Raw genomic sequence first — 22670 nt, 5'->3', positions numbered from 1 at the left:
GAAGGACGGTACCGTCCTTCCGGGCAGGGACACGGGACGGATCATCCGCGGAGGGAACGAACAAGTGACCTATCGGGCAGCGCACCATCGGGTACGTCGAGCGGGGTGCGCGGCGGTCGCGGCGCTGAGCGGGTTCCTCGTCTCCGCCGCCTGCGGGTCGGTGGCGCCGGCCCCGGACGAGGCGCAGGCCGCCCCCTCCACGACGTCGACCGCGCCCTCACCCTCCACGATGCCGCCCGACGCGCGGTTCCTGCGGGTGAAGGAGATGCTGGAGGCGTCCGGTCTGGTCGCCGACGTCGGGGACGACACCGTCCTGGCGGTGGTGCGAGGGGTGTGCGACCAGCTGAGTGCGGGAGTGCCGGAGCATGACGTCCTCGCCACGCTTCGGCCGATCGCCGCCTACGCCGCGGGGGCCACACACTCGCGGATGTCGGCGGACACCGCTGCCGTGCGCTACCTCGAGGTCACCCGCGAGGAGTACTGCTGATCCGTCAGCGGACGGTGTGCACCACCAGCACGTCGCACAGGGCCTTGCGGGCGACGTCCGAGGGGACGGAACCGAGCAGGCGGCCGGTCAGCGTGTTGAGACCGCGGTTGCCGATGACGATGAGATCGGCGTCGACCTCTTCGACGAGTGTGAGGAGCGACTCGACGGGAGCACCGACGATGGGGCGCTCGGTGATCTTGCGGGCGCCCGCGACGGTCGCCTTCTCCCGTGCGGTGCGCAGGATCTCGTAGGTCGGGGCCGAACCGGTGATCTGGTACGCCTCGTCGCGCAGCGCATCGGCGGCCTGCGCGGTGTCCTTGGGGTCGGCCGGGTAGTAGGCGCAGGCGATCACCAGTTGGGCGCCGGCGTCGCCGGCCAGAGCGGCTGCCTTCTCCACGGCCCGATACGACGATTCGGAACCGTCGGTTCCGACGACTATGGTCCGGTAGGCGCTCATTCATCCTCCATCGAGTGTGTGGTTCATCGACGTGTGCCGCCGATGCCGTCGTCGACGGAGGACACGCACGCTCCCCCGCCATACGCTGCGTCGACAGTAGCGGGATGGGCGGCTCGGGTGGGACGTTTGGGTCTCATCCCACAATCCGGTTTGATGTTACCGTGCGTCACCGTAACGCGGGCCGAAGAGGCCGGCGGGGAACACCTCGGCATCGACGAAGGCATCGCGCCACGGCAACGCGAGGTCGAGCAGACGCTCCACGCCGTCCTCGCCGAGCGCGCCCCAGGGCGCGGCCGCCAGGTCGTCGGTCAGGTCCTCGACGAGCTCGCGGACCTCGAACCCTTCACCGGTGAGTTCTCCGCGCTTGTCCAGCAGGCCGCGTCCGCGCAATCCCTTCTCGGCGTCCGCCCACTCGTCCCGCGACCATCCCCGAAGCTTCCGGGCGGGATCGACGGCGAATCCGATGCCGGTCGCCGTGTGGGTGACCAGCGATTCGATCCCCGACAGCCCCGCCGTCTGCAGCGCCGCGATGTGCCCGTCGCCGCGGTACTCGCGCAGCAATGTCAGCGCGTGCCACAACCGGAGATGCGCTTCCTCGGGCCAGGGCAGGTCGGCGTGGGCGGCGTAGAGCGGTCGCCCGTCGGGGCCCGGGATCGCCCGCGCCGCGGTGACGGCGAGATCCGTGGCCTCGTTCATCTCCGCGGAATCGAGCACGTCCTGCCCGAGGACCCGCCGGTAGAGAGCGTCCAGCCCGCGCAACCGCGCCGCAAGGATCGCGGCAGGCTCGGCGCTCTGCCACACCGCCGGGACGGCCGAGGCCACCAGACGGGGCGAGAAACTGTAGAACGTCGCCGTCACGAGGCCGGGGCCCACGGCACCCATGGCTGCCGAGCGCCCACCGAAATAGTGTGCGGCCGGCCCGTCGACGCCCAGCGCGGCGAGTTCACTCGCGGTGTCCGGCGCGAAGTAGACGACCGAATGCAGCAGTTCGAGCGCGCGGGCCGTACGCCCGGCCGAGGAGGGATCCATGGGAAAGGACCCTACCGAGTCTCCGGCGCCGACCGGGCAGGGCGGCTACTTCAGCCCCGCGGCGTCCATGCCGCGCAGTTCCTTCTTCAGGTCGGAGATCTCGTCGCGCAGTCGCGCCGCCAGCTCGAACTGCAGGTCGCGTGCGGCCTGCATCATCTGATCGGTGAGCTGCTGCACGAGATCGGCGAGCTCGGCCCGCGGCATCGTCGAGGTGTCGCGACCTTCCACGACACCGGAGCTGACCGCGCGCCCGGACTCGCCCTGCGCGCGCCGGCCGCGCGAGGCGTTGCGTCCGGAACCGCCCACCTCGACGATCTCGGTGTCCTCGGCCTCCTGGTAGACCTGATCGAGGATGTCGGCGATCTTCTTGCGCAGCGGCTTCGGATCCAGACCGTGTTCGGTGTTGTAGGCGACCTGCTTCTCGCGGCGCCGCTCGGTTTCCTCGATGGCCCGGGCCATGGAGTCGGTGATCTTGTCGGCGTACATGTGGACCTCGCCCGAGACGTTGCGCGCAGCGCGGCCGATGGTCTGGATCAGCGAGGTCGTCGACCGCAGGAAGCCTTCCTTGTCGGCGTCGAGGATCGCCACCAGGGACACCTCGGGAAGATCGAGGCCCTCACGGAGCAGGTTGATGCCGACGAGGACGTCGTATTCGCCGAGGCGCAGCTGCCGCAGTAGTTCGACACGCCGCAGAGTGTCGATGTCGGAGTGCAGATAGCGCACCCGGATGCCGAGTTCGAGCAGGTAATCGGTGAGGTCCTCGGCCATCTTCTTGGTGAGTGTGGTGACGAGGACGCGCTCGTCGCGGTCGGCGCGCTCGCGGATCTCGTGCACGAGATCGTCGATCTGGCCCTTGGTGGGCTTGACGACCACCTCCGGGTCGACGAGACCGGTGGGACGGATGACCTGCTCGACGAACTCGCCGCCGGTCTGCCCGAGCTCGTAGGGGCCGGGGGTGGCCGACAGGTAGACCGTCTGCCCGATGCGGGCGGCGAACTCCTCCCAGGTCAGGGGCCGGTTGTCGACCGCCGAGGGCAGGCGGAAGCCGAAGTCGACGAGGTTGCGCTTGCGCGACATGTCACCCTCGTACATCGCGCCGATCTGCGGCACCGTGACGTGCGACTCGTCGATGACCAGGAGGAAGTCCTCCGGGAAGTAGTCGATGAGGGTCGCGGGAGCGGACCCGGCGGGGCGACCGTCGATGTGACGGGAATAGTTCTCGATGCCGGAGCAGAAGCCGACCTGCCGGATCATCTCGATGTCGTACTGGGTGCGCATGCGCAGACGCTGCGCCTCGAGCAGCTTGCCGCGGTTCTCCAGATCGGCGAGGCGCTCCTCGAGTTCGGCCTCGATGCTCGCGACGGCGCGTTCCATGCGTTCGGGACCGGCGACGTAGTGGGTGGCGGGGAAGATGCGCAGGGAGTCGACCTTGCGCACGACATCGCCGGTGAGCGGGTGCAGGTAGTACAGCGCGTCGATCTCGTCGCCGAAGAACTCGATCCGCACGGCGAGTTCCTCGTAGGCGGGGATGATGTCGACGGTGTCGCCCTTGACGCGGAACGATCCGCGGGTGAACGCCATGTCGTTGCGGGCGTACTGGACATCGACGAGCAGGCGCAGCAGCGCGTCGCGCGGCACCTCCACACCCACTTCGAGCTGGATGGACCGGTCGAGATAGGACTGCGGGGTACCGAGACCGTAGATGCACGAGACGGACGCGACCACCACGACGTCGCGACGCGACAGCAGCGACGAGGTGGCCGAGTGCCGCAGCCGCTCCACGTCGTCGTTGATCGACGAGTCCTTCTCGATGTAGGTGTCGGTCTGCGCGATGTACGCCTCGGGCTGGTAGTAGTCGTAGTACGAGACGAAGTACTCGACCGAGTTGTTGGGCAACATGTCTCGCAGCTCGTTGGCGAGCTGCGCGGCGAGGGTCTTGTTGGGCGCCATCACGAGGGTGGGTCGCTGGACGCGCTCGATGAGCCACGCGGTGGTGGCGGATTTGCCGGTACCGGTGGCACCGAGCAGGACGACATCCTTCTCCCCCGCCCTCAGCCGCCGCTCGAGCTCGTCGATGGCGGCGGGCTGGTCACCCGCCGGCTCGTATTCGCTGACGACTTCGAAGCGGGCCTCGGTGCGTTCGATCTCACCCACCGGCCGGAACTCGGAGTGGGCGACGACGGGATGTTCACTTGCGAACGCCATGGAAACCAGAGTAAGCGCTCCCACCGACACGCACCGTGCTCCTACGTGCGGGACGGTCCGGCCGCTAGCCTGCATCCCGTGTCCGCGACCCCGCATCCCGTGAAGACCGAGACGTTCGACGTCGCCGCGAAGACCAACATCGACCCGAAGGGTTTCGTGCGCGCCGTCGACGAGTACCGCGTCGAGGCGTGGGGCCTGTACATGGCGCGACCGTCCGATCACCCGCAGTTCCACTATCTCGAGTCGTGGCTGCTTCCGGAGTTGCGGCTACGGGCTTCGATCTTCCATTTCACACCGGGCAACGAACGCGATCAGGACCGGTACGTCGACGTCGGCGAGTTCCGGCGCGACGGTGACGTCTGGCACTCCCACGACCACTATCTCGACCTGATCGTCCGCACCGGTCGCGACACCACCGTCGAGGACATCGACGAACTGGTCGTCGCGGTCACCGCCGGTCTGATCGATGCCGGGGCGGCCGAGATCGCGATCGAGACGGCGCTGCGGGCGGTGGACGGCATCGCCGCGCACGGTCACGATCTCGACGCATGGCTCCGGGAGCGGGGCGCGCCCGTCTCCTGGCGCTGACGCTCACGCCGTCGACGTGGGTGCCACCTGCACAGAAACACAGGGCACGGGAGCGAAAAAGTTACTGTCGCAAAGGACATGATAATCTGCCTCGGCCGGCGAAGCAGTGCACCGAGAAGGCGACCATCGGGCCGGCCCGGATCGCCTCTCCGCGTGCACATCGCCCGACCGAGGTAACCCCTCGCGCCGGCGGCGCGCGCCCGCGCAGTTCACGGGCGCCACCGAGAACGCCGCCGCCTCTTCGTCGGCACACGCCCGGATCCGGGTGTGCCCTGCTGGAGCGGTATGCCACGCCCGATCGGGTGTTCGACGCATGCCCACCGTCCGGGGGTGAATCGGACAGACGCCGAAGCGGAACCGCGAACGGACGCGTGCAACGCGCCCCGTGGATCCGCGCTGCGCTCCGATCGCCGTGGACACGACGCGAAGACGAAGGAGGTCGCAGTGGACGGCACCGAGCTCGTTCATTTCAGCGCCGCGACGATCGTTACCCTGCTCGTATTCTTCTATGGCGGAACGCTTCTCATCTCCGCCCGGATCGGGAAGAAGGACGAGAACGCAGACGGTTACATGACCGCCGGCAACAAGGTCGGTTTCGGGGTGTCGGCGGCCAGCATGACCGCCACCTGGATCTGGGCGTCCTCGCTGTACGCCTCCGCGACCTCCGGATACACCTACGGCGTCTCCGGCCCCATCCACTACGGGCTGTGGGGTGCACTGATGATCCTGTTCATCTACCCCTTCGGCAAGCGGATCCGCGCGGTCGCACCGAAAGCCCACACTCTGGCGGAAGTCATGTTCGCCCGGCACGGCCGGTCGAGCCAGCTCATGCTCGCCGGCTCGAATCTCGTCGGCAGCCTGATCAGCCTGATGTCCAACTTTATCGCGGGGGGCGTGCTCATCTCGCTGCTCTCCCCGTTCGATTTCGTTCAGGGCGTGGTGTTCATCGCCGTCGGGGTGCTGCTCTACACCCTGTGGTCCGGCTTCCGCGCGTCCGTCCTCACCGATTTCGTGCAGGTCGTGGCGATGCTCGGTGCCGTCGTCGTCATCATCCCGGCGGTCTTCTTCCTCACGGGCTTTCCCGGCGCCTTCGACAGCGGTGCCGGCAATCTCAGCGACCAGCAGGGAGATTTCTTCTCGAGCGAGGCGTTCCTGAACCAGGGCGCGCCGTACATCGCGGCCGTGCTCGCGTATGCCATCGGAAACCAGACGATCGCGCAGCGGCTGTTCGCGGTGCGGGAGGATCTCATCAAACCGACCTTCGTCACCGCGACGATCGGTTACGGGGCGACCGTCATCGGGGTCGGCATGTTCGGTGTGCTCGCGCTGTATCTGGGCATCGACCCGATGGACGGCGACGTCAACAACATCGTGCCGCAGATGGTGGCGTCGTTCCTGCCCACGGCACTGGTCGTCGTGTTCTTCGTCATGATCATCGGCGCGCTGTCGTCCACCGCCGATTCCGACCTGTCGGCCCTGTCGTCGATCGTGATGGCGGACATCTACGGTCAGAACATCGCCGGGGGCACCCGCAACGCCGATCCCAAGCGCATGCTCTTCGTCGGGCGCGCCACGATGATCGTCGCGACCGCCGCCGCCGTCGCCTTCGCGAGCATGCGGCTGAGCATCCTCGACCTGCTGGTCTTCGTCGGGGCACTGTGGGGCGCACTGGTCTTCCCCGTCATCGCGAGCTTCTACTGGGACAAGGTCACCAACAAGGCGTTCACGACGTCGGTGCTCGTCGCCCTCGCAGCGTTCCTGCCGGTGCGGTTCGGATGGTTCCCGATGGACGGAGTGATCGCCTGGGCGGTGGACATCGCCTCGGTGATCGGCGTCGGCGTGATCGCGGGCCTGATGGCGTTCGGCTTCTTCGGAATTCGGGTCGCGCGCATCGTCGGCACCGTCGCCGCAGTGGCGGCCGCACCCTTCGCGCTCGGCGCGGTCCACGAGTACGCGGTGCTCAGCGCATCGCTCGTCGCGTACGCGGTCAGCACGGTGGTGTGCTGGGCGATGTCCGTGAACTCCGAGGAGAACTTCGATTTCGAGGTCATCGCGCAGCGCGTCGGTGACTTCGACGTGGAGGAGGACACCGCGACGGCCGGGAACGATCCTGCAGCAACCAGTCCGGAGAAGGAGAACCGATGAACATGCTCACGCTGACGATCTACGTCCTGATCTGGCCCGTGCTGGTCGCCGGTGTCCTGGCGGTGCTGTGCCGCGGGTTCTTCGAGGAGTGGCTGCAAGCGCGACGGGACGGCAAGGATCTGATCTGACCCCTCGATTCGGGGAACGCCAGGTGATCCTTGGAGGAACGTGGCAGCCCGGCGGGCGCGGCGTCCGGGATGCCGGTGCCCGTCCGGCACCACGGGCGATCTGTTCGGCGAGTTCTCGCGCCGCCCTGCCGATCCGGCTCGTCGACGCGGCGGAGGCCTTCCCCGCGCCGAAGTCCTCGGTGGCGGGTCAGCGGGCGTCGGCCTCCTCCGGCACGAGGTCCACGCGGGCCGGGATCACGTGCCGGTGCGCCGAGTCGGCGCCCTGCGCGGCGAGAGTGCTGTGCGTGGGCGGGTCGGACGGCACGTGGGCGGGGCGGCGGCGTTCGAATTCCGTTCGCAGCACCGGCACGACCTCTCGCCCCAGGATCTCGATCTGTTCGAGCACGACGTCGAGCGGCAGGCCGGCGTGGTCCATGAGGAACAGCTGACGCTGGTAGTCGCCCGCATAGTCCGCGAAGCCGAGCGTACGTTCGACGACCTGCTCGGGTGTGCCGACGGTCAGTGGTGTCATCGTCGAGAAGTCCTCGAGCGACGGGCCGTGGCCGTAGACGGGAGCATTGTCGAAGTAGGGACGGAAGATCCGCTTCGCCTCGGCCTCGGTCCCGGCCATGAACGCCTGGCCGCCGAGCCCGACGATCGCCTGGTCGGCGGTGCCGTGTCCGTACTGCTCGAACCGCCGGCGGTAGAGGGTGATCATCTGCTCGATGTGTTCCTTGTTCCAGAAGATGTTGTTGTGGAAGAAGCCGTCGCCGTAGAAGGCGGCCTGTTCGGCGATCTCGGGCGAACGGATGGAGCCGTGCCAGACGAAGGGCGGGGTGTCGTCGAGCGGCCACGGGGTGGAGGTGTAGCCGTGCAGCGGCGTGCGGAACTTGCCTTCCCAGTCGACGACGCGTTCGCGCCAGAGCCGTCGCAGCAGGTGGTAGTTCTCGATGGCGAGGGGAATGCCCTGTCGGATGTCCTTGCCGAACCACGGGTAGACGGGCCCGGTGTTGCCGCGCCCCATCATGAGGTCGACGCGGCCACCGGAGAGATGCTGCAGCATCGCGAAGTCCTCGGCGATCTTCACCGGGTCGTTGGTGGTGATGAGCGTGGTCGCGGTCGACAGGATGAGCTTCTCGGTCCTCGCAGCGATCCAGCCGAGCATCGTCGTCGGCGAGGACGGGACGAAGGGCGGATTGTGGTGCTCGCCGGACGCGAAGACGTCGAGCCCCACCTCCTCGGCCTTCAGTGCGATCTTCGTCATCGCAAGGATGCGCTCGTGTTCGGTGGGGACCCGGCCCGTCGTGGGGTCGCGCGTCACGTCGCCGATGGTGAAGATGCCGAACTGCACGATGGAACCTCCGTTAATAGTTGAACTGTCAACTACTCTAACGGACGGGGCGTCCGGAACATTCCCGGATGGGAATCCACCGGGATCCGGACGCCTCTAGGCCGACCAACCGGTGTTCGCGGCCCACTCCCATGCGCGATGGTGCGCATGGTCGAACCACGGCGCCTTGAGCGCCGCATAGGCGGCGGCCGCCTCGGCGGGGTCGGACCGCTGCGCCGCGTCGGCCGCGGCGTCGGCCTTGAGATCTGCGTACTCGCGCTTCGCGGTGTCGACCGCGGACAGCCAGTCGCGCAGCAGCAACGCGAACTGCTGGGCGGGCCAGCCGTCCACGCGGACAGCCACCCGCGCGGGACGGCCGGGATCGGCGCTGCCGTGCAACCGCATCTCCCACACGGCCGGGTCGGTCTCGCCCCCGGCACCGTAGGACGGCTTCGGTTCGTCGGTGACCACGTCGTCGATGCGCGGGAAACCCGCGGCAGCGAGTGCGGGGGCGAGCGCGTCGGCCGCCGCGAGATCACCGACGGTGATCTGCAGGTCGAGGACGTCGACAGCGGCCAGACCGGGCACGGCGGTGGACCCGATGTGGTCGATGCGCTTCGCTGCGCCCCCGGCGGCGAGGGCAAGCCGGGCGATGAGCCGCTGGGCCTGACGATGCCACTCCTCGCGGGCGTGCACGAGCACCGGTTCCGCCTCCACCACGACACCGGTGCGCAGATTCTCCTCGAAGGGCATCAGGCGCTCGTTCCACAGTCTGCGGACCTGCTCGACCAGCACCTGCTGATCGCCGGTGTTGTCGAGCCAGACGTCGGCGACCTCACGCCGCTGCTCCTCCGTCGCCTGCGCCGCGATGCGCGCCCGGGCGTCGGCCTCGGGCATACCCCGCAGCTCGACGAGGCGGCGGACCCGCTCGGACTCGTCGGCGTGCACCACGGCGACGAGATGGAAGGCCGGCGCCATGCCACCTTCGACGAGCAGCGGGATGTCCTGCACCACCACCGCGTCGCCGGGCGCGGATGCGACCAGTTCGGCGGTGCGGCGGCCGACCCGCGGATGGGTGATGGCGTTGAGGACGGCGCGCGCGTCGTCGCTCGCGAACGCCTTCGCCGCGAGCGCGGGGCGGTCGAGCGTGCCGTCGGCGTGCAGGATGTCCTCGCCGAAGGCGTCGACGAGTTCGGCGAGGCCGTCGGAGCCCGGAGCGACGATCTCCCGGGCGACGACATCGGAGTCGACGATCACCGCCCCGAGTTCGACGAGCTCCTTGGCGACGGTCGACTTGCCCGCGCCGATACCTCCGGTCAACCCCATTCGCAGCACGCTGCCAGTCTCGCATCACCACGCCGTCGAGGCATCTTCGCGGTCCCTGCGACGCTTCGCGCATCGTCGGCCCCGACGGCGAGACGACATATTCGTCCGTCTCCTCGTCGAAGACGACGGTGTACAGCGTCGGGTAGGGGCCGGCCGGACGCGGGCTGCGCCACGACCTCCCGCAGGGACGGCTTCGCCGCCGGCGATTCTCGGGTCATCATCGGCTCGATGACGATGAACTCCCCGTCCCACGAGCCGTCGACAGCACCTCGGTGAATTCGAACGATCCGGGAATCACGTGGTCCTCCGCGTCCGCTCAGTGCATCCCCACGACCGGGGCGGTGTTCTCGAGCGGCGAACCCGGAGACGGAATGCAACCCTCCGGAACGGAGTGCGGACCGGGAAGTCGCGCCGCGCGCTCCACGGAATCCGTTGCGGCCGGGCCGACTCCGTGGTCGGCGCCCGTCGTGGAGAAGTGCATGTCGACATGAGGTGCGCCGTAGGGGATCCCCGGGGCGTGACCGGGCGGGTTCGGATTCCCGTCCGAGCATCCGCCGAGATCCGGCGCAGGTGGGGATCGAGTGGGCGTAGGCGGCGAGGACCACGGTGCCCGGGCTCCCGGGATCACACCCCGATCACGGTGGGGTCACGGGGCGGTCGCAACACCGCTCGACGACCGGACACACCCCCTCCGACCTGGGGTAAATGCGCAGAATTTGCGGGACTGTCCGATATCGTCGGTGCGAAGCGTCCCTCCCGGCTCGTCCGGAGCATTCGAGAAGGCAGGCCATGCGATCCTCCACCTCCACCACAGGTCGGCATCGCCTCGGCATGGAAAACGGGGTTCACTGCATCCTCATCCCCGAGGTCGCTGCCGCCCTCGCCGAGCACCGGCGGAACTGGTTCACCGCGCTGCTGACGAACGCGCGCCACAGCCACGCCGCGATGCGCAAGCGCGCGACGGCCCTGCCCGCACAGTGGGCCACTCCCGCCGTGGGGTGAACTCGCCCCCGAGCTGAGCACCTGCTGCCGACGACATACGAAGACCGGCCCTTTCCGTTTCGGAAGGGGCCGGTCTCGTCGTGGTCCCGGAGCCGTTGCTCCGAAACGAGCGCGAGGCGGGAGGAAGCGCTTCCCCGGAACGCGGACGGCCCCGCACCGAAAGGTGCGGGGCCGTCCGTGGGAACGATATGTCAGGCGTTGCCCGACAGCTTCTCGCGCAGAGCGGCGAGCTGGGCGTCGCTCGCGAGCGATCCGCCGGTGGTCTCCGGAGCAGCCTCGGCACCCGACTCGGACGAGTAGTTGCCACCGGACACGCCGGCCGCAGCTTCGGCAGCCTCGTCGGCAGCCATCTTCTCGATCTGAGCGGTGTGCATCTTGTGGCGACGCTCGGCCTCCGCGTAGCGGGACTCCCACTCCTCACGCTGCTTCTCGTAGCCCTCGAGCCATTCGTTGGTCTCGGGATCGAAGCCTTCGGGGAAGATGTAGTTGCCCTGCTCGTCGTAGCTGTCGGCCATGCCGTACTTCGACGGGTCGAACTCGGCGGTGTAGTCCTCGTTCGCCTGCTTCAGCGACAGCGAGATACGACGACGCTCGAGGTCGATGTCGATGACCTTGACCATCGCGTCGTCGCCGACCGCGACGACCTGGTCCGGGACCTCGACGTGGCGCTCGGCCAGCTCGGAGATGTGGACGAGGCCCTCGATGCCCTCCTCGACGCGGACGAACGCGCCGAACGGAACGAGCTTGGTGACCTTGCCCGGCACGATCTGACCGATCGCATGGGTGCGGGCGAACTGACGCCACGGATCTTCCTGCGTGGCCTTGAGCGACAGGGAGACGCGCTCGCGATCGAGATCGACGTCGAGAACCTCGACGGTGACCTCGGTGCCGACCTCGACGACCTCGGACGGGTGGTCGATGTGCTTCCAGGACAGCTCGGAGACGTGCACGAGGCCGTCGACACCGCCGAGATCGACGAAGGCGCCGAAGTTGACGATGGAGGACACGACGCCCTTGCGGACCTGGCCCTTCTGGAGCTGGTGCAGGAACTCGCTGCGGACCTCGGACTGGGTCTGCTCGAGCCATGCGCGGCGCGACAGGACCACGTTGTTGCGGTTCTTGTCGAGCTCGATGATCTTGGCCTCGATCTCCTTGCCGACGTACGGCTGGAGGTCGCGGACGCGACGCATCTCGACGAGCGAGGCGGGCAGGAAGCCGCGCAGGCCGATGTCGAGGATCAGGCCGCCCTTGACGACCTCGATGACGGTGCCCTTGACGGCCTCGTCCTTCTCCTTGAGCTCCTCGATCGTGCCCCAGGCGCGCTCGTACTGCGCACGCTTCTTGGACAGGATCAGACGGCCTTCCTTGTCCTCCTTGGTGAGAACAAGTGCCTCGACCTCATCGCCCACCGACACGACCTCGTTGGGGTCGACATCGTGCTTGATGGAGAGCTCGCGGGACGGGATGACGCCTTCGGTCTTGTAACCGATGTCGAGCAGCACCTCGTCGCGATCGACCTTGACGATGGTGCCCTCGACGATGTCGCCATCGTTGAAGTACTTGATCGTGGCATCGATGGCGGCGAGGAAATCCTCGGCAGAGCCGATGTCGTTGACGGCTACCTGCGGCGAGGTGACGGTGGTGGAGGCCATGTGTTGAGTTGCTCCGGACGGGTTGATAGTCGGTTGGTGAAATTCGGTCGGGCACGTGAAACACCCACTGCGATACGGCGATGTGTGAGTCACGGCGAGTTCCCCGCTCGGCCGTGGAGCCGAACTGCGGACACTCGCGATCACCAGGCTACGCGCCTCGAGGGGACCCGGGCAAACCGATATCGTGGCCCGTCCTGCCGACCCGTTAGGCTCACGCACATGTCGGGCTCCGTGAACCCCCTTTCTCCAGACTCGTCCGGCGACTCGGACGGGACCGACGACGAGACCGCGCGGCACGCGAACGCGCAGACCGTCCTCGGCGAGACCCGGCCCACCCGCACCCGCCTCGGCTCCCTCGAGAGCGAGCGCGCGAACCGGGTGTGGTGGGACGCCGACGCCGAGGACTACCACCGCACCCACGGCGATTTCCTCGGCGCGGATTCGGCCGACGGCGAGTTCGTGTGGTGCCCGGAGGGTCTGCACGAGGCCGATGTGCAGTTGCTCGGCCCGGTCTCCGGACGCGACGTCCTCGAACTCGGATGCGGTTCGGCCCCGTGCGCCCGCTGGCTGGCGGGACAGGGCGCCCGCGCGGTCGGACTGGACATCTCCATGGGGATGCTGCAGCGCGGACGCACGGCGACGGCCGCCTCCGGCCGGGCGGTTCCGCTCGTACAGGCCGGCGCCGAGAACCTGCCGTTCGCCGATGCGAGCTTCGACATCGTGTGTTCGGCCTTCGGCGGGGTGCCCTTCGTCGCCGATTCCGCCCGGGTGATGCGCGAGGTCGCGCGGGTGCTGCGCCCCGGCGGACGATGGGTGTTCTCCGTGAACCACCCGATGCGGTGGATCTTCCCCGACGACCCCGGCGAACAGGGCCTCGTCGCGATGTTCCCCTATTTCGACCGGACCCCTTACGTGGAGGTCGACCCGACGGGTCGCGCGACCTACGCCGAGCACCACCGCACGGTGGGCGACCGGGTGCGCGAACTCGTCGCCGCCGGGCTCGAGGTCTACGACATCGTCGAACCCGAGTGGCCCGAGCATCTCGATCGCGAGTGGGGGCAGTGGAGCCCGCTGCGCGGATCGATCTTCCCGGGCACCGCCATCTTCTGCAGCCGCAAACCCGCCTGATCCCGGCTCCCGACCCCCGCCGGGTTCAGGGTCCGGCGTTCACAGCAGCCGGGACAGGAACTCCCGAGTACGGCTCTCCTTCGGGTCGGCCAGGATCTTGCGGGGATCGCCGGCCTCGACCACGACACCGCCGTCCATGAAGACCAGTTGATCTGCGACCTCCCGCGCGAAGCCCATCTCGTGCGTGACGACGACCATCGTCATGCCGCCGTCCGCGAGATCGCGCATCACCGCGAGTACCTCGCCGACGAGTTCGGGGTCGAGGGCCGAGGTGGGCTCGTCGAAGAGCATGAGCTTGGGATCCATGGCGAGCGCGCGGGCGATCGCCACGCGCTGCTGCTGGCCGCCCGAGAGCTGCGCGGGATAGGCGTCGACCTTGTCGGCCAGCCCCACCCGGGCGAGCAGATCGCGGGCCTTCTCGACCGCCTCGCCGCGCTTGATCCTCTTCACGAGGATCGGTGCCTCGACGACGTTGTCCAGCACGGTGCGGTGCGGGAACAGGTTGAAATGCTGGAACACCATGCCGATGTCGCGGCGCTGCTTCGCGGCGGCACGCGGGTGCAGTTCGTACAGTTTCGAGCCGCGCTCGGCATAACCGACGAGATCCCCGTCGACGTACAGGCGACCGGCATCGACGCGTTCGAGGTGGTTGATGCACCGGAGGAAGGTCGACTTGCCCGATCCGGACGGGCCGATCAGACAGGTCACCTGGCCGCGTCCGACCTCGAGCGAGATGCCCTTGAGCACCTTCACGGCGCCGAAGCTCTTGCAGACCCGGTCGGCCCGCACCATCGGCGTGTCGACGGACGTCATATGCGTTCCTCCCCCGGTGCGCCGGGCTTCGGCGTCGGCTTGCCGGCCTCGGTGACCGGTGCGTTCTGTGCGTCGGCGAGTGCCTGCAGCTGACGGGCGGTGAGCTGCCGGGTCAGACCCTTCGAGTAGTGCCGTTCGAGGTAGTACTGGCCGATCATGAGCAGGCTGGTGATCGCCAGGTACCAGGTCGCGGCGACGAGCAGCAGTGGGATCGGCTGGAAGTTCGCGCCCGAGATGTCGCGGGCGCGACCGTACAGCTCGAGGCTGTACGGCACGGCGGCGACCAGCGACGTGGTCTTGAGCATGCTGATCAGCTCGTTGCCGGTGGGCGGGATGATCACCCGCATCGCCTGCGGGAGGACGGTGCGGCGGATCGTCTGCGACCACGACATGCCGAGCGCGGTGGACGCCTCGAGCTGTCCTTCGGGCACGGAAGTGATGCCGGCGCGCACGATCTCCGCCATGTACGCCGCTTCGTTGAGCGCCAAGCCGATCACGGCGAACAGGAACGCCGCGTTCAGGCCCTGCACGTCGATGTGGACGAACTGGTGGACGAACGGGATTCCGAGGTCGATCTGCTTGTAGATCGACGGGAACAGCCCCCACAGCACGAGTTGCACGTACACGGGGGTTCCGCGGAAGACCCACAGGTACAGCCATGCGACGGAACGCAGGACGGGATTCGGGGACAGGCGCATCACCGCGAGCACCACGCCGAGGAACACGGCGATGAGCATCGCCAGCACCGTCAGCTGCACGGTCTTCCACGCGGCCGCGGTGATACGGGCATCGAACAGGTACCGGGCGTAGATGTCCCAGCGGTAGGCCTCGTTGGTGGCCGCTCCCCAGACGAACAACCCGAGTGCGATCAGGACGATCGCGCCGGAGATCCATCGTCCGGGATGACGCAGGGGTACTGCGCGTATCGGCTCCGGTTCGTCCGGTCGCTGTTCCGCGGTTCTCGCGGACGTGGACTCGCTCATGGTTCCCTTTCTCAGCTCGTCGCGCCGTTGATCTGCGACGTGGTGATCGCGCCGTCCTCCATGCCCCAGCGCGCGGTGATCTCGCCGTACGCACCGGAGTCGATGAGATACTGCACCGCCTGCTGCAGTACGGGACCGAACGGCGAGCCCTTGGCGACGACGAATCCGTAGGGCGCGGCGTCGAAGACCTCACCGGCCGGTTCGAGCCGTCCCTCGCTGCGGGAGACGACGTACGCCGTGACCGGCGAGTCGGCGGACAGTGCGTCCACCCGGCCGAGGATCAGGGCGTTGGCGGCCTCGTCCTGGCTGTCGTACTTGACCTTGTCGATGGGCGGCAGCCCGCGGGCGACACACTCCTCGCTCTTGGCCGGGACCTCTTCGAGGTCCTCGATCGTGGTGGTCTGCACCGCCACCCGCAGTCCGCACGCGTCGTCGGGGTCGACGGATTCGCCGGTGCGCTGCGCCCACCGCACCCCGGCGCTGTAGTAGGTGACGAAGTCGACCGATTCCTCGCGTTCCTTCGTGTCGGTGAACGACGACGAGCCCATCTCGAACGTGCCGGCCTGGACGGCCGGGATGATCCGGTCGAAGTCCGCTTCGTTGAACACCGCCTCGAGACCGAGGACGTCGCCGACGGCCTGGACGAGCTCGACGCCGAAACCGACGATGGTTCCGTCGTCGTCCTTGAACTCGTTGGGGGCGTAGGGCACGTTCACCCCGACCTCGAGGGTTCCGCCGTCGGCGACGTCTGGTGGCAGTCGGCTCGCGATGGCGTCGACCTTCTCGACGCCGATCCGGTCGCCGGGCGGGACGGTCGATTCGGTGTTCACCACGCACCCGGTCGCGAGGGCGAGCACCGCCACTCCCCCCGCCAGCCTGCTCAGGGTCCGGGCGCGACCACGCACCCACGAGGTCGCGCGGCGGGTGTGCACTGCTCGTTTCACAGTCGAACAGTATCCAACCCGGGAGGGGGGCGAACGCAAACCGAAGCTCAGGCCTCGAGGCGAGCGACGACGGCGGCGGTGAACTCGTCCGTCGAGGCGGTGCCACCGAGATCGGCGGTGGCGACACCCGCCGCGACCGTCGCGCGTACCGCGTCCTCGATGTTGCGGGCGGCGGCGGAGAACTCGATGTCCGCTCGGGCACCGAGACGGTCGAGAAGCATGGCGGCGGACAGGATCAGCGCGATCGGATTGGCACGGCCCTGCCCGGCGATGTCCGGTGCCGCGCCGTGCGCGGCCTGCGCCATGGCCTTCGTGCGCGATGCGTTGATCGACGCCGCGGTGCCGAGCGAGCCGGACAGTTCGGCCGCGAGGTCCGACAGGATGTCGCCGAACATGTTCTCCGTCACGATGACGTCGAACTCCGCGCCGCGGCGCACGAGCAGCGCGGCCATCGCGTCGACGTGCTGGTCGTCGACGGTGACGCTCGGGTAGAGACGCCCCACCTCCTGGCACACGTCCCGGAACAGGCCGGTCGTGAGGGAGAGCACGTTCGCCTTGTGCACGATGGTGACGCGCTTGCGGCGACGCGACGCGAGGTCGAAGGCGGTGTGCGCGATGCGTTCACAGGCAGCGCGCGTGATCACCCCGACCGCGAGGGCGATGTCGGGGGTGGGCATGAACTCGCCGCTGCCGACGGCCATGTTGCGGTCGGCGTAGAAGCCCTCGGTGTTCTCCCGGACGACGACGAGATCCATCCTCGGCGAGACCGACGGCACCCCGGGCAACGCGGAGGCGGGCCGGATGTTCGCGTACAGGTCGAAGTGTTTGCGGATCCGTCCGCCCGGGGTGAGCTGACCCCGGAACTCGGGTGGGTAGGAGGCATTGTCGTGCGGGCCGAGGATCCACGCGTCGAGCTCGGCGAGGGTGTCGAGGGTCACCTGCGGCAGGGGACTGCCGTGGGTGTCGATCGCGGTGGCACCCACCGGCAACGGCACCCAGTCGATAGCGACCCCGGCCGCCGCGACGGCGGTGTCGACGACCGTGCGGGTCGCCGGCACGATCTCGAGGCCTATGCCGTCGCCCTCGAGAAGTCCGATGCGGTGGCGGTGGAGCATTGCGGTGTCGTCGGTCACCCCGTCATCATTGCCTACCGTGGTCCAGTCGGTGGAACTCCTCCTCGACACCTCGCTCGACGCGGCGGTGCGCGACGAGTGGATCCGGCTGCTCGATGCGGGCCTGCACAGTCAGGCGCGCGTCCGTTCCGAATCCAACCGTCCGCACGTCACGCTGTTCGTCGCCCACGCCGTGCCGCCCGAACTCGAGGATGCGGTGCGGGCCGCGATCAGGGTCCGGCGGATCACGCTCCGACTCGGTGGTGTGGTGATCTTCGGCGGCCGGTACGCGACGCTCGCCCGCGCGGTCGTGCCGTCGATCGAACTGCTCGAACTCCAGGCGCGGGTGTTCGAGGCGCTCTCGGGGTGTCCGGGGATCCCGGCGCACATCCGTCCGGGTGAGTGGACACCGCACGTCACCCTGGCGCGGAGAGTGCCGGCCGCACGGGTCGGGACGGCGATCGTGGCGGTGCAGAGCCCGGAACGGCAACCGACCGGTTCGAGCGCGGGAGTGCGGCGCTGGGACGGCGACGCCAAGCGGGAATGGTTGCTCACCTGAGCGGTGAGCAGATGGTTCAGAAGCGATAGTCGCCGAACTGCGTCACTTCCCGATGGGTGTCGGGCGTGCGTTCGGTGAGCGCGAGCACGTCGAGGAGGAGGAAGATCGCCAGGAGTACGAGGACCAGCAGGATCATGCGTCGAGTCTGCTGCGTCGGGACCCGGCCCGACAGTGGCAGAATCGTCAGGAAACCTCGATTTTCTGCCACCGCACTGTCACACTCGTTGCCGTGTCCGGAACACCGCGAATCAGCGGCCGGCTCGAGAAGGTGGTCGTTCCCCTCCTCCCCTACGTCGAGACGTTCGAGCTCGGCGTGGCGTGCGAGGTGTTCGGATTCGACCGCTCCGACGACGGCCTGCCCACCTACGACTTCCACCTCGTCGCCGCGAGCACCGAGCCCGTGCGCACCCGCTTCGGCTACACCATCGACGTGCCCCACATGCTCGATCTGCTCGACGACGCCGACCTGATCCTGCTGCCCGCGGTGGACAGCGAAGGCATCGGTCTCGACGAAGAGCGCCTCGAACCGCTGTGTGCGAAGCTGCGCGCCGCCGTCGACCGGGGTGCGCGCGTGGCGAGCATGTGCACCGGCGCGTTCGTCCTCGGCGCGGCGGGACTGCTCGACGGGCGCCGCTGCACGACCCACTGGATGCACGCCGATCGCCTCGCCCGGATGTATCCGACGGCGCAAGTGGACCGGGACGTGCTCTACGTCGACGACCATCCCGTCCTCACCGCCGCAGGCACCGCGGCCGGCATCGACCTGTGCCTGCACATCGTGCGCACCGTGCAGGGGGCGCAGGTCGCCAACACGATCGCCCGGCGCATGGTCGTGCCGCCGCATCGCGACGGTGGGCAGGCCCAGTACGTCGCGATGCCGCTGCCCGAATGCAAGGACGAGTCGCTCGCGCCTCTGCTCGACTGGATGAGCGAGCACCTCGACCGGGAACTCCCGGTGGCCGCGTTGGCACAGAAGGCGCACATGTCGGCGCGCACGTTCGCGCGGCGGTTCGTCGCCGAGGTCGGGGTCACCCCCGCGCGCTGGCTCCGCGACCAGCGGGTCCTGGCCGCTCAGCGGCTTCTCGAGGAGACCGACCTGCCCGTCGACGTGGTGGCCGACCGCGTCGGGTTCGGCACCGCAGCGGTGTTGCGTCGGCATTTCCTGCGGTTGCGCCAGACGACGCCGCAGGCCTATCGCCGTACGTTCCGCCGATCCCTCGAGCCGGTGAGCGTGTGACGCATCCCTCGGTTCGCCCGTCTCGACGCGTCCCCCGACGCGGTGCCGTCACGTAGCGTGGGCGGAAGGAAGACGTGACGGGAAGAAACAACTGCGACCGGATGTTGGACCCGTCGACACGCCCGACCGAAAGGATTTCCGTGGCAACCAAGGCTCTCACCCAGCAGGACTTCGACGAGGTCGTCACGAGCAACGACATCGTGCTCGTCGACTTCTGGGCCGACTGGTGCGGCCCCTGCAAGCAGTTCGCCCCCACCTTCGAGGCATCGTCGGACAAACACCCCGACGTCGTGCACGCGAAGGTCGACACCGAGGCCGAGCAGGCCATCGCGGCAGCGGCGAACATCCGCTCGATCCCCACGATCATGGCGTTCCGCGAAGGCATCCTCGTCTACAACCAGGCCGGTGCTCTTCCGCCTGCCGCGCTCGAGGATCTGGTCTCGCAGGTCAAGAACCTCGACATGGACGATGTGCGCAAGCAGATCGCCGAGGCTCGCGCCGAGCAGGGCTGACCCACTCGCATCGACGGCGCCCGCTCCCGGCATTCGGGGGCGGGCGTCGTCGTCCGTGCGTCGCGGTCTTCCTGTACGGCTCAGTGTGCGGCGGCGTCCCAGCTGCGGCCGTAGCCGACCGAGACCTCGAGCGGCACCGACAGCTCGATCACCGAGTCCATCTTGTCGCGCACGAGCGCCTCGACCTGCTCGCGTTCGGATTCGACCACCTCGAGCACGAGCTCGTCGTGCACCTGCAGCAGCATCCGCGACCGCAACCCCGCCTCGTTCAGCGCCTTCTGCACGTCGATCATCGCGACCTTGATGATGTCGGCGGCCGTGCCCTGGATGGGGGCGTTGAGCGCGGCGCGTTCGGCGATCTCCCGGCGCTGCCTGTTGTCGCTGTTGAGGTCGGGAAGGTACCGCCGGCGGCCGTACAACGTGGACGTGTAGCCGACCTTGCGGGCCTCCTCGACCACGTTGTAGAGGTAGTCGCGCACGCCGCCGAAGCGGGTGAAATAGGCCTCCATGTGTTCGCGGGCCTCGTCGGTGGAGATCTTCAGCTGCTGCGCCAGCCCGTAGGCGCTGAGCCCGTAGGCGAGGCCGTAGGACATCGCCTTGACCCGGCGACGCAGTTCCGGTGTGACCTCCTCGAGCGGCAGCCCGAACGCGCGCGACGCCACGAAGGTGTGCAGGTCCTCGCCGGTGCGGAAGGCTTCGATGAGTCCTTCGTCGGCCGACAGGTGCGCCATGATGCGCATCTCGATCTGGCTGTAGTCGGCGGTGAGCAGCACGTCGAAGCCGTCGCCTACGACGAAGCCGTCGCGGATCCGGCGACCGGCCTCGGTCCGCACCGGGATGTTCTGCAGATTCGGCTCGGTCGACGAGAGCCGGCCCGTCGCCGCGACGGTCTGGTTGAAGGTGGTGTGGATGCGGCCGTCGTCGGCGACGGATTTGATCAGCCCGTCGACGGTGGTCTTCATCTTGGTGTGCTCACGGTGCGCGAGCAGATGTTCGAGGAAAGGGTGACCCGTCTTGTCGAACAGGTTCTGCAGCGCGTCGGCGTCGGTGGTGTATCCGGTCTTGGTCTTCTTCGTCTTCGGCATCTCGAGCTCGTCGAACAACACCACCTGCAGCTGCTTCGGCGAACCGAGATTGATCTGCTTGCCGATGACCTCGTAGGCGGCGTTCGCGGCCGCGGCCACCTGGGCCGCGAACTCGGACTGCAGGTCGTGCAGGTGTGTCGCGTCGACGGCGATGCCGGTGGCCTCGAGGTCCGCAAGGACCTCGAGCAGGGGCAGTTCCATCTCGGTGAGCAGCCGCACCGACTCGATGTCTCCGAGTTCGGTGTCGAGGGACGCGGCGAGGTCGACGACGGCGCGCGCGGCGAGGATCTGGGTCTCGGCCGCCTGCGCGTCGGCCGCGTCCTCGTCGTCGAGCAGCGAGAGTTGTTGCGCCCCGGTGTCTTCCACCCGAAGCTCACGCTTGAGGTAGCGCAGCGACAGGTCGTCGAGCTTGAACGAGCGCTGCCCGGGCCGCACCAGATAGGCGGCGAGCGCCGTGTCGCTGGTGATGCCGGCGAGCGACCAGCCACGACCGCGCAGCGCGTGGATGGCGGGCTTCGCCTCGTGCACGGCCTTCTCCACCGCAGGATTCGCGAGCCACGCGGCGAGAGCGTTCTCGTCCTCCGGGGTGAGCGCCACGGTGCTCACGTAGGCACCCTCGCCGTCGGCACCGGCGACGGCTATCGCGGTCGCGTCGCCGCCGTAAGGGGTGCCGGTGCCCACCACGGCGAGGCCGTGCCGTCGGCCCGCCGGAGCATGTTCGGTCAGCCAGTCCCCGAGGGCACCCGGCTCGACGATCCCGCCGCGTACCTCGAAGCCCTCCTCGGCCTCGGGCTCGGCCGACGAGAGCGTCTCGAACAGCCGGTCGCGCAGCACCTTGAACTCGAGATCGTCGAACAGGCGGTGGATCCGGTCGCGATCCCACGGGGCGAGCGCGAGCTGCTCGGGGGTGTAGGGCACCGCCACGTCGCGCACCATCTCGGTGAGCTGACGGTTGAGCAGCACGTTGGACAGATTCTCGCGCAGCGCGTCGCCGGTCTTCCCGCGCACCTCGTCGACGCGGTCGACGAGTCCGCTCAGGCTTCCGTACTCCCGGATCCACTTCGCGGCGGTCTTCTCACCGACACCGGGGATGCCGGGCAGATTGTCGCTCGGGTCGCCGCGCAGCGCCGCGAAATCGGGATACTGCTCGGGGGTGAGCCCGTACTTCTCCTCCACCGCCTCGGGGGTGAAGCGCGTCAGGTCGGAGACGCCGCGCCGCGGGTACAGCACCGTGATCTCGCCGTTGACGAGCTGGAGCGCGTCGCGGTCGCCCGTCACCACGAGCACCTTGAAGCCCCGCGCATGCGCCTGTGTGGCGAGCGTGGCGATGATGTCGTCGGCCTCGTAACCCTCGATCGCCATCACCGGGATCCCCATCGCCCCGAGGACGTCCTTGGTGAGGTCGATCTGGCCCTTGAAGTCGTCGGGCGCGGCGCTGCGCTGAGCTTTGTAGGCAGCGAACAGTTCGGCGCGGAAGGTCTTGCGGCTGACGTCGAATGCCGCCGCGACGTGCGTGGGCTGTTCGTCGCGCAGCAGGTTGATGAGCATGGAGGTGAACCCGTAGACCGCGTTCGTGGTCTGCCCGCTGTGGGTCTTGAAGTTCTCGGCGGGCAGCGCGTAGAACGCGCGGAACGCGAGCGAATGGCCGTCGAGGAGCAGCAGGGTCGGGCGGTCGTCGGTGGCCGCGATGGACGTCGCGGAAGTGGATGCACGGGTCACGCGTGCCAGTCTAGGGACCGAGGGCGACAGCGTCGGCCACACCGCCCGACCTGCTTCCCGCCGGTATCTGCGAACGCTCGTGAACCGAAGAAACGAGACCGAAACGTCCGGGTGATCCAATTTTTCCCTCGAGCCGCGTCGCAGCCGCTAGAGTCCCCTCTCACGACACCGTAGTCCGGCGTCATCCCTGTTCGGATGACGCCTCGGGCGCGGCGCCGCGCTCGATGACAGCGCACCGACCGGGAGGACC

20 protein-coding genes are annotated in these 22670 nt (G+C 68.4%); 9 read left to right on the top strand and 11 right to left on the bottom strand.

Features of this window, described 5'->3' with window-relative positions:
• Positions 1-487 (top strand): DUF732 domain-containing protein (locus tag A8G18_RS22315; RefSeq protein ID WP_245207780.1); only part of this gene is annotated, 487 nt, incomplete at its 5' end.
• A 4-nt stretch (positions 488-491) separates the two neighbouring features.
• On the opposite strand, the gene A8G18_RS05410 is transcribed toward A8G18_RS22315, so the two are convergent.
• The 3 genes from A8G18_RS05410 to uvrB all read right to left on the bottom strand — a co-directional run bounded on the left by A8G18_RS05410 (position 492) and on the right by uvrB (position 4178).
• Positions 492-944, bottom strand: a complete 453-nt coding sequence (locus A8G18_RS05410; RefSeq protein ID WP_064063023.1) for a universal stress protein — start codon at positions 942-944, stop codon at positions 492-494.
• Between the two features lie 156 nt (positions 945-1100).
• Positions 1101-1973: an SCO6745 family protein gene (locus A8G18_RS05405; protein ID WP_064063022.1), complete on the bottom strand. Its 873-nt coding sequence runs from the start codon at positions 1971-1973 to the stop codon at positions 1101-1103.
• 45 nt (positions 1974-2018) lie between these two features.
• Entirely contained in the window at positions 2019-4178 is a 2160-nt protein-coding gene (gene uvrB / locus A8G18_RS05400; protein ID WP_064063021.1) for an excinuclease ABC subunit UvrB, read from the bottom strand.
• A 69-nt stretch (positions 4179-4247) separates the two neighbouring features.
• Here uvrB and A8G18_RS05395 point away from each other — a divergent pair, with 69 nt between their 5' ends.
• From A8G18_RS05395 to A8G18_RS23180, 3 genes are all read left to right on the top strand, one after another.
• The gene (locus A8G18_RS05395; RefSeq protein WP_064063046.1) at positions 4248-4766 is read left to right on the top strand and encodes a ribonuclease FAU-1 family protein; all 519 of its coding nucleotides are present in this window, start codon (positions 4248-4250) and stop codon (positions 4764-4766) included.
• Between the two features lie 444 nt (positions 4767-5210).
• Positions 5211-6911, top strand: a complete 1701-nt coding sequence (locus A8G18_RS05390; RefSeq protein ID WP_064063045.1) for a sodium:solute symporter family protein — start codon at positions 5211-5213, stop codon at positions 6909-6911.
• Positions 6908-7039, top strand: a complete 132-nt coding sequence (locus tag A8G18_RS23180) for a putative transporter small subunit (RefSeq protein ID WP_016935144.1) — start codon at positions 6908-6910, stop codon at positions 7037-7039. The genes A8G18_RS05390 and A8G18_RS23180 overlap by 4 nt, the downstream gene beginning before the upstream one ends.
• Positions 7040-7226: 187 nt before the next feature.
• On the opposite strand, the gene A8G18_RS05385 is transcribed toward A8G18_RS23180, so the two are convergent.
• Both A8G18_RS05385 and coaE read right to left on the bottom strand, forming a co-directional pair.
• Positions 7227-8369, bottom strand: coding sequence for an LLM class flavin-dependent oxidoreductase (locus A8G18_RS05385; RefSeq protein ID WP_064063020.1), 1143 nt, complete (start codon positions 8367-8369; stop codon positions 7227-7229).
• Positions 8370-8465: 96 nt separating this feature from the next.
• A complete protein-coding gene (gene coaE, locus A8G18_RS05380; RefSeq protein ID WP_209446998.1) occupies positions 8466-9683 on the bottom strand; it encodes a dephospho-CoA kinase in 1218 nt (405 codons plus the stop codon).
• Between the two features lie 780 nt (positions 9684-10463).
• On the opposite strand from coaE, the gene A8G18_RS05375 reads away from it, so the two are divergent.
• On the top strand, positions 10464-10676 hold the full coding sequence (locus A8G18_RS05375) for a hypothetical protein (RefSeq protein WP_016934979.1): 213 nt from the start codon (positions 10464-10466) through the stop codon (positions 10674-10676).
• Positions 10677-10867: 191 nt separating this feature from the next.
• Here A8G18_RS05375 and rpsA read toward each other — a convergent pair whose 3' ends face one another.
• Entirely contained in the window at positions 10868-12328 is a 1461-nt protein-coding gene (gene rpsA / locus A8G18_RS05370; RefSeq protein WP_016934980.1) for a 30S ribosomal protein S1, read from the bottom strand.
• 219 nt (positions 12329-12547) lie between these two features.
• On the opposite strand from rpsA, the gene A8G18_RS05365 reads away from it, so the two are divergent.
• Positions 12548-13456, top strand: coding sequence for a class I SAM-dependent methyltransferase (locus A8G18_RS05365; RefSeq protein WP_064063018.1), 909 nt, complete (start codon positions 12548-12550; stop codon positions 13454-13456).
• A 39-nt stretch (positions 13457-13495) separates the two neighbouring features.
• Here the strand turns inward: A8G18_RS05365 and A8G18_RS05360 are convergent, their stop codons facing one another.
• The 4 genes from A8G18_RS05360 to A8G18_RS05345 all read right to left on the bottom strand — a co-directional run bounded on the left by A8G18_RS05360 (position 13496) and on the right by A8G18_RS05345 (position 17311).
• Positions 13496-14269, bottom strand: a complete 774-nt coding sequence (locus A8G18_RS05360) for an amino acid ABC transporter ATP-binding protein (RefSeq protein WP_064063017.1) — start codon at positions 14267-14269, stop codon at positions 13496-13498.
• Positions 14266-15252: an amino acid ABC transporter permease gene (locus tag A8G18_RS05355; RefSeq protein ID WP_064063016.1), complete on the bottom strand. Its 987-nt coding sequence runs from the start codon at positions 15250-15252 to the stop codon at positions 14266-14268. Before A8G18_RS05355 ends, A8G18_RS05360 begins: the two co-directional genes overlap by 4 nt.
• 11 nt (positions 15253-15263) lie before the next feature.
• Positions 15264-16157, bottom strand: a complete 894-nt coding sequence (locus A8G18_RS05350; RefSeq protein ID WP_172506106.1) for an ABC transporter substrate-binding protein — start codon at positions 16155-16157, stop codon at positions 15264-15266.
• A gap of 86 nt (positions 16158-16243) precedes the next feature.
• Positions 16244-17311 carry an isocitrate/isopropylmalate dehydrogenase family protein gene (locus A8G18_RS05345; protein ID WP_016934442.1) on the bottom strand — a complete coding sequence of 356 codons (1068 nt, stop codon included), beginning with the start codon at positions 17309-17311 and terminating at the stop codon, positions 16244-16246.
• 37 nt (positions 17312-17348) lie between these two features.
• On the opposite strand from A8G18_RS05345, the gene A8G18_RS05340 reads away from it, so the two are divergent.
• The 3 genes from A8G18_RS05340 to trxA all read left to right on the top strand — a co-directional run bounded on the left by A8G18_RS05340 (position 17349) and on the right by trxA (position 19616).
• Positions 17349-17867: a 2'-5' RNA ligase family protein gene (locus A8G18_RS05340; RefSeq protein WP_064063015.1), complete on the top strand. Its 519-nt coding sequence runs from the start codon at positions 17349-17351 to the stop codon at positions 17865-17867.
• A gap of 229 nt (positions 17868-18096) precedes the next feature.
• Positions 18097-19104, top strand: a complete 1008-nt coding sequence (locus A8G18_RS05335) for a GlxA family transcriptional regulator (protein ID WP_172506047.1) — start codon at positions 18097-18099, stop codon at positions 19102-19104.
• Between the two features lie 140 nt (positions 19105-19244).
• Positions 19245-19616: a thioredoxin gene (trxA, locus tag A8G18_RS05330; protein WP_016691445.1), complete on the top strand. Its 372-nt coding sequence runs from the start codon at positions 19245-19247 to the stop codon at positions 19614-19616.
• Between the two features lie 80 nt (positions 19617-19696).
• On the opposite strand, the gene polA is transcribed toward trxA, so the two are convergent.
• Positions 19697-22420, bottom strand: coding sequence for a DNA polymerase I (gene polA, locus A8G18_RS05325; protein WP_064063014.1), 2724 nt, complete (start codon positions 22418-22420; stop codon positions 19697-19699).
• Positions 22421-22670 lie beyond the last annotated feature (250 nt).

Source organism: Rhodococcus gordoniae, assembly GCF_001646655.1.
In the GTDB taxonomy this organism is placed as follows: domain Bacteria; phylum Actinomycetota; class Actinomycetes; order Mycobacteriales; family Mycobacteriaceae; genus Rhodococcus; species Rhodococcus gordoniae.
Note: the sequence above shows the minus strand (reverse complement) of the source record. Positions and strands in the feature narration are given on the sequence as shown.

Excerpts from the sequence above, each read along its gene's own strand:
- A8G18_RS05410 (WP_064063023.1), bottom strand. The coding sequence starts at position 944 with ATGAGCGCCTACCGGACCATAGTCGTCGGAACCGACGGTTCCGAATCG.
- A8G18_RS05405 (WP_064063022.1), bottom strand. The coding sequence starts at position 1,973 with ATGGATCCCTCCTCGGCCGGGCGTACGGCCCGCGCGCTCGAACTGCTG.
- uvrB (WP_064063021.1), bottom strand. The coding sequence starts at position 4,178 with ATGGCGTTCGCAAGTGAACATCCCGTCGTCGCCCACTCCGAGTTCCGG.
- A8G18_RS23180 (WP_016935144.1), top strand. The coding sequence starts at position 6,908 with ATGAACATGCTCACGCTGACGATCTACGTCCTGATCTGGCCCGTGCTG.
- A8G18_RS05375 (WP_016934979.1), top strand. The coding sequence starts at position 10,464 with ATGCGATCCTCCACCTCCACCACAGGTCGGCATCGCCTCGGCATGGAA.
- rpsA (WP_016934980.1), bottom strand. The coding sequence starts at position 12,328 with ATGGCCTCCACCACCGTCACCTCGCCGCAGGTAGCCGTCAACGACATC.
- A8G18_RS05365 (WP_064063018.1), top strand. The coding sequence starts at position 12,548 with ATGTCGGGCTCCGTGAACCCCCTTTCTCCAGACTCGTCCGGCGACTCG.
- A8G18_RS05360 (WP_064063017.1), bottom strand. The coding sequence starts at position 14,269 with ATGACGTCCGTCGACACGCCGATGGTGCGGGCCGACCGGGTCTGCAAG.
- A8G18_RS05355 (WP_064063016.1), bottom strand. The coding sequence starts at position 15,252 with ATGAGCGAGTCCACGTCCGCGAGAACCGCGGAACAGCGACCGGACGAA.
- A8G18_RS05345 (WP_016934442.1), bottom strand. The coding sequence starts at position 17,311 with ATGCTCCACCGCCACCGCATCGGACTTCTCGAGGGCGACGGCATAGGC.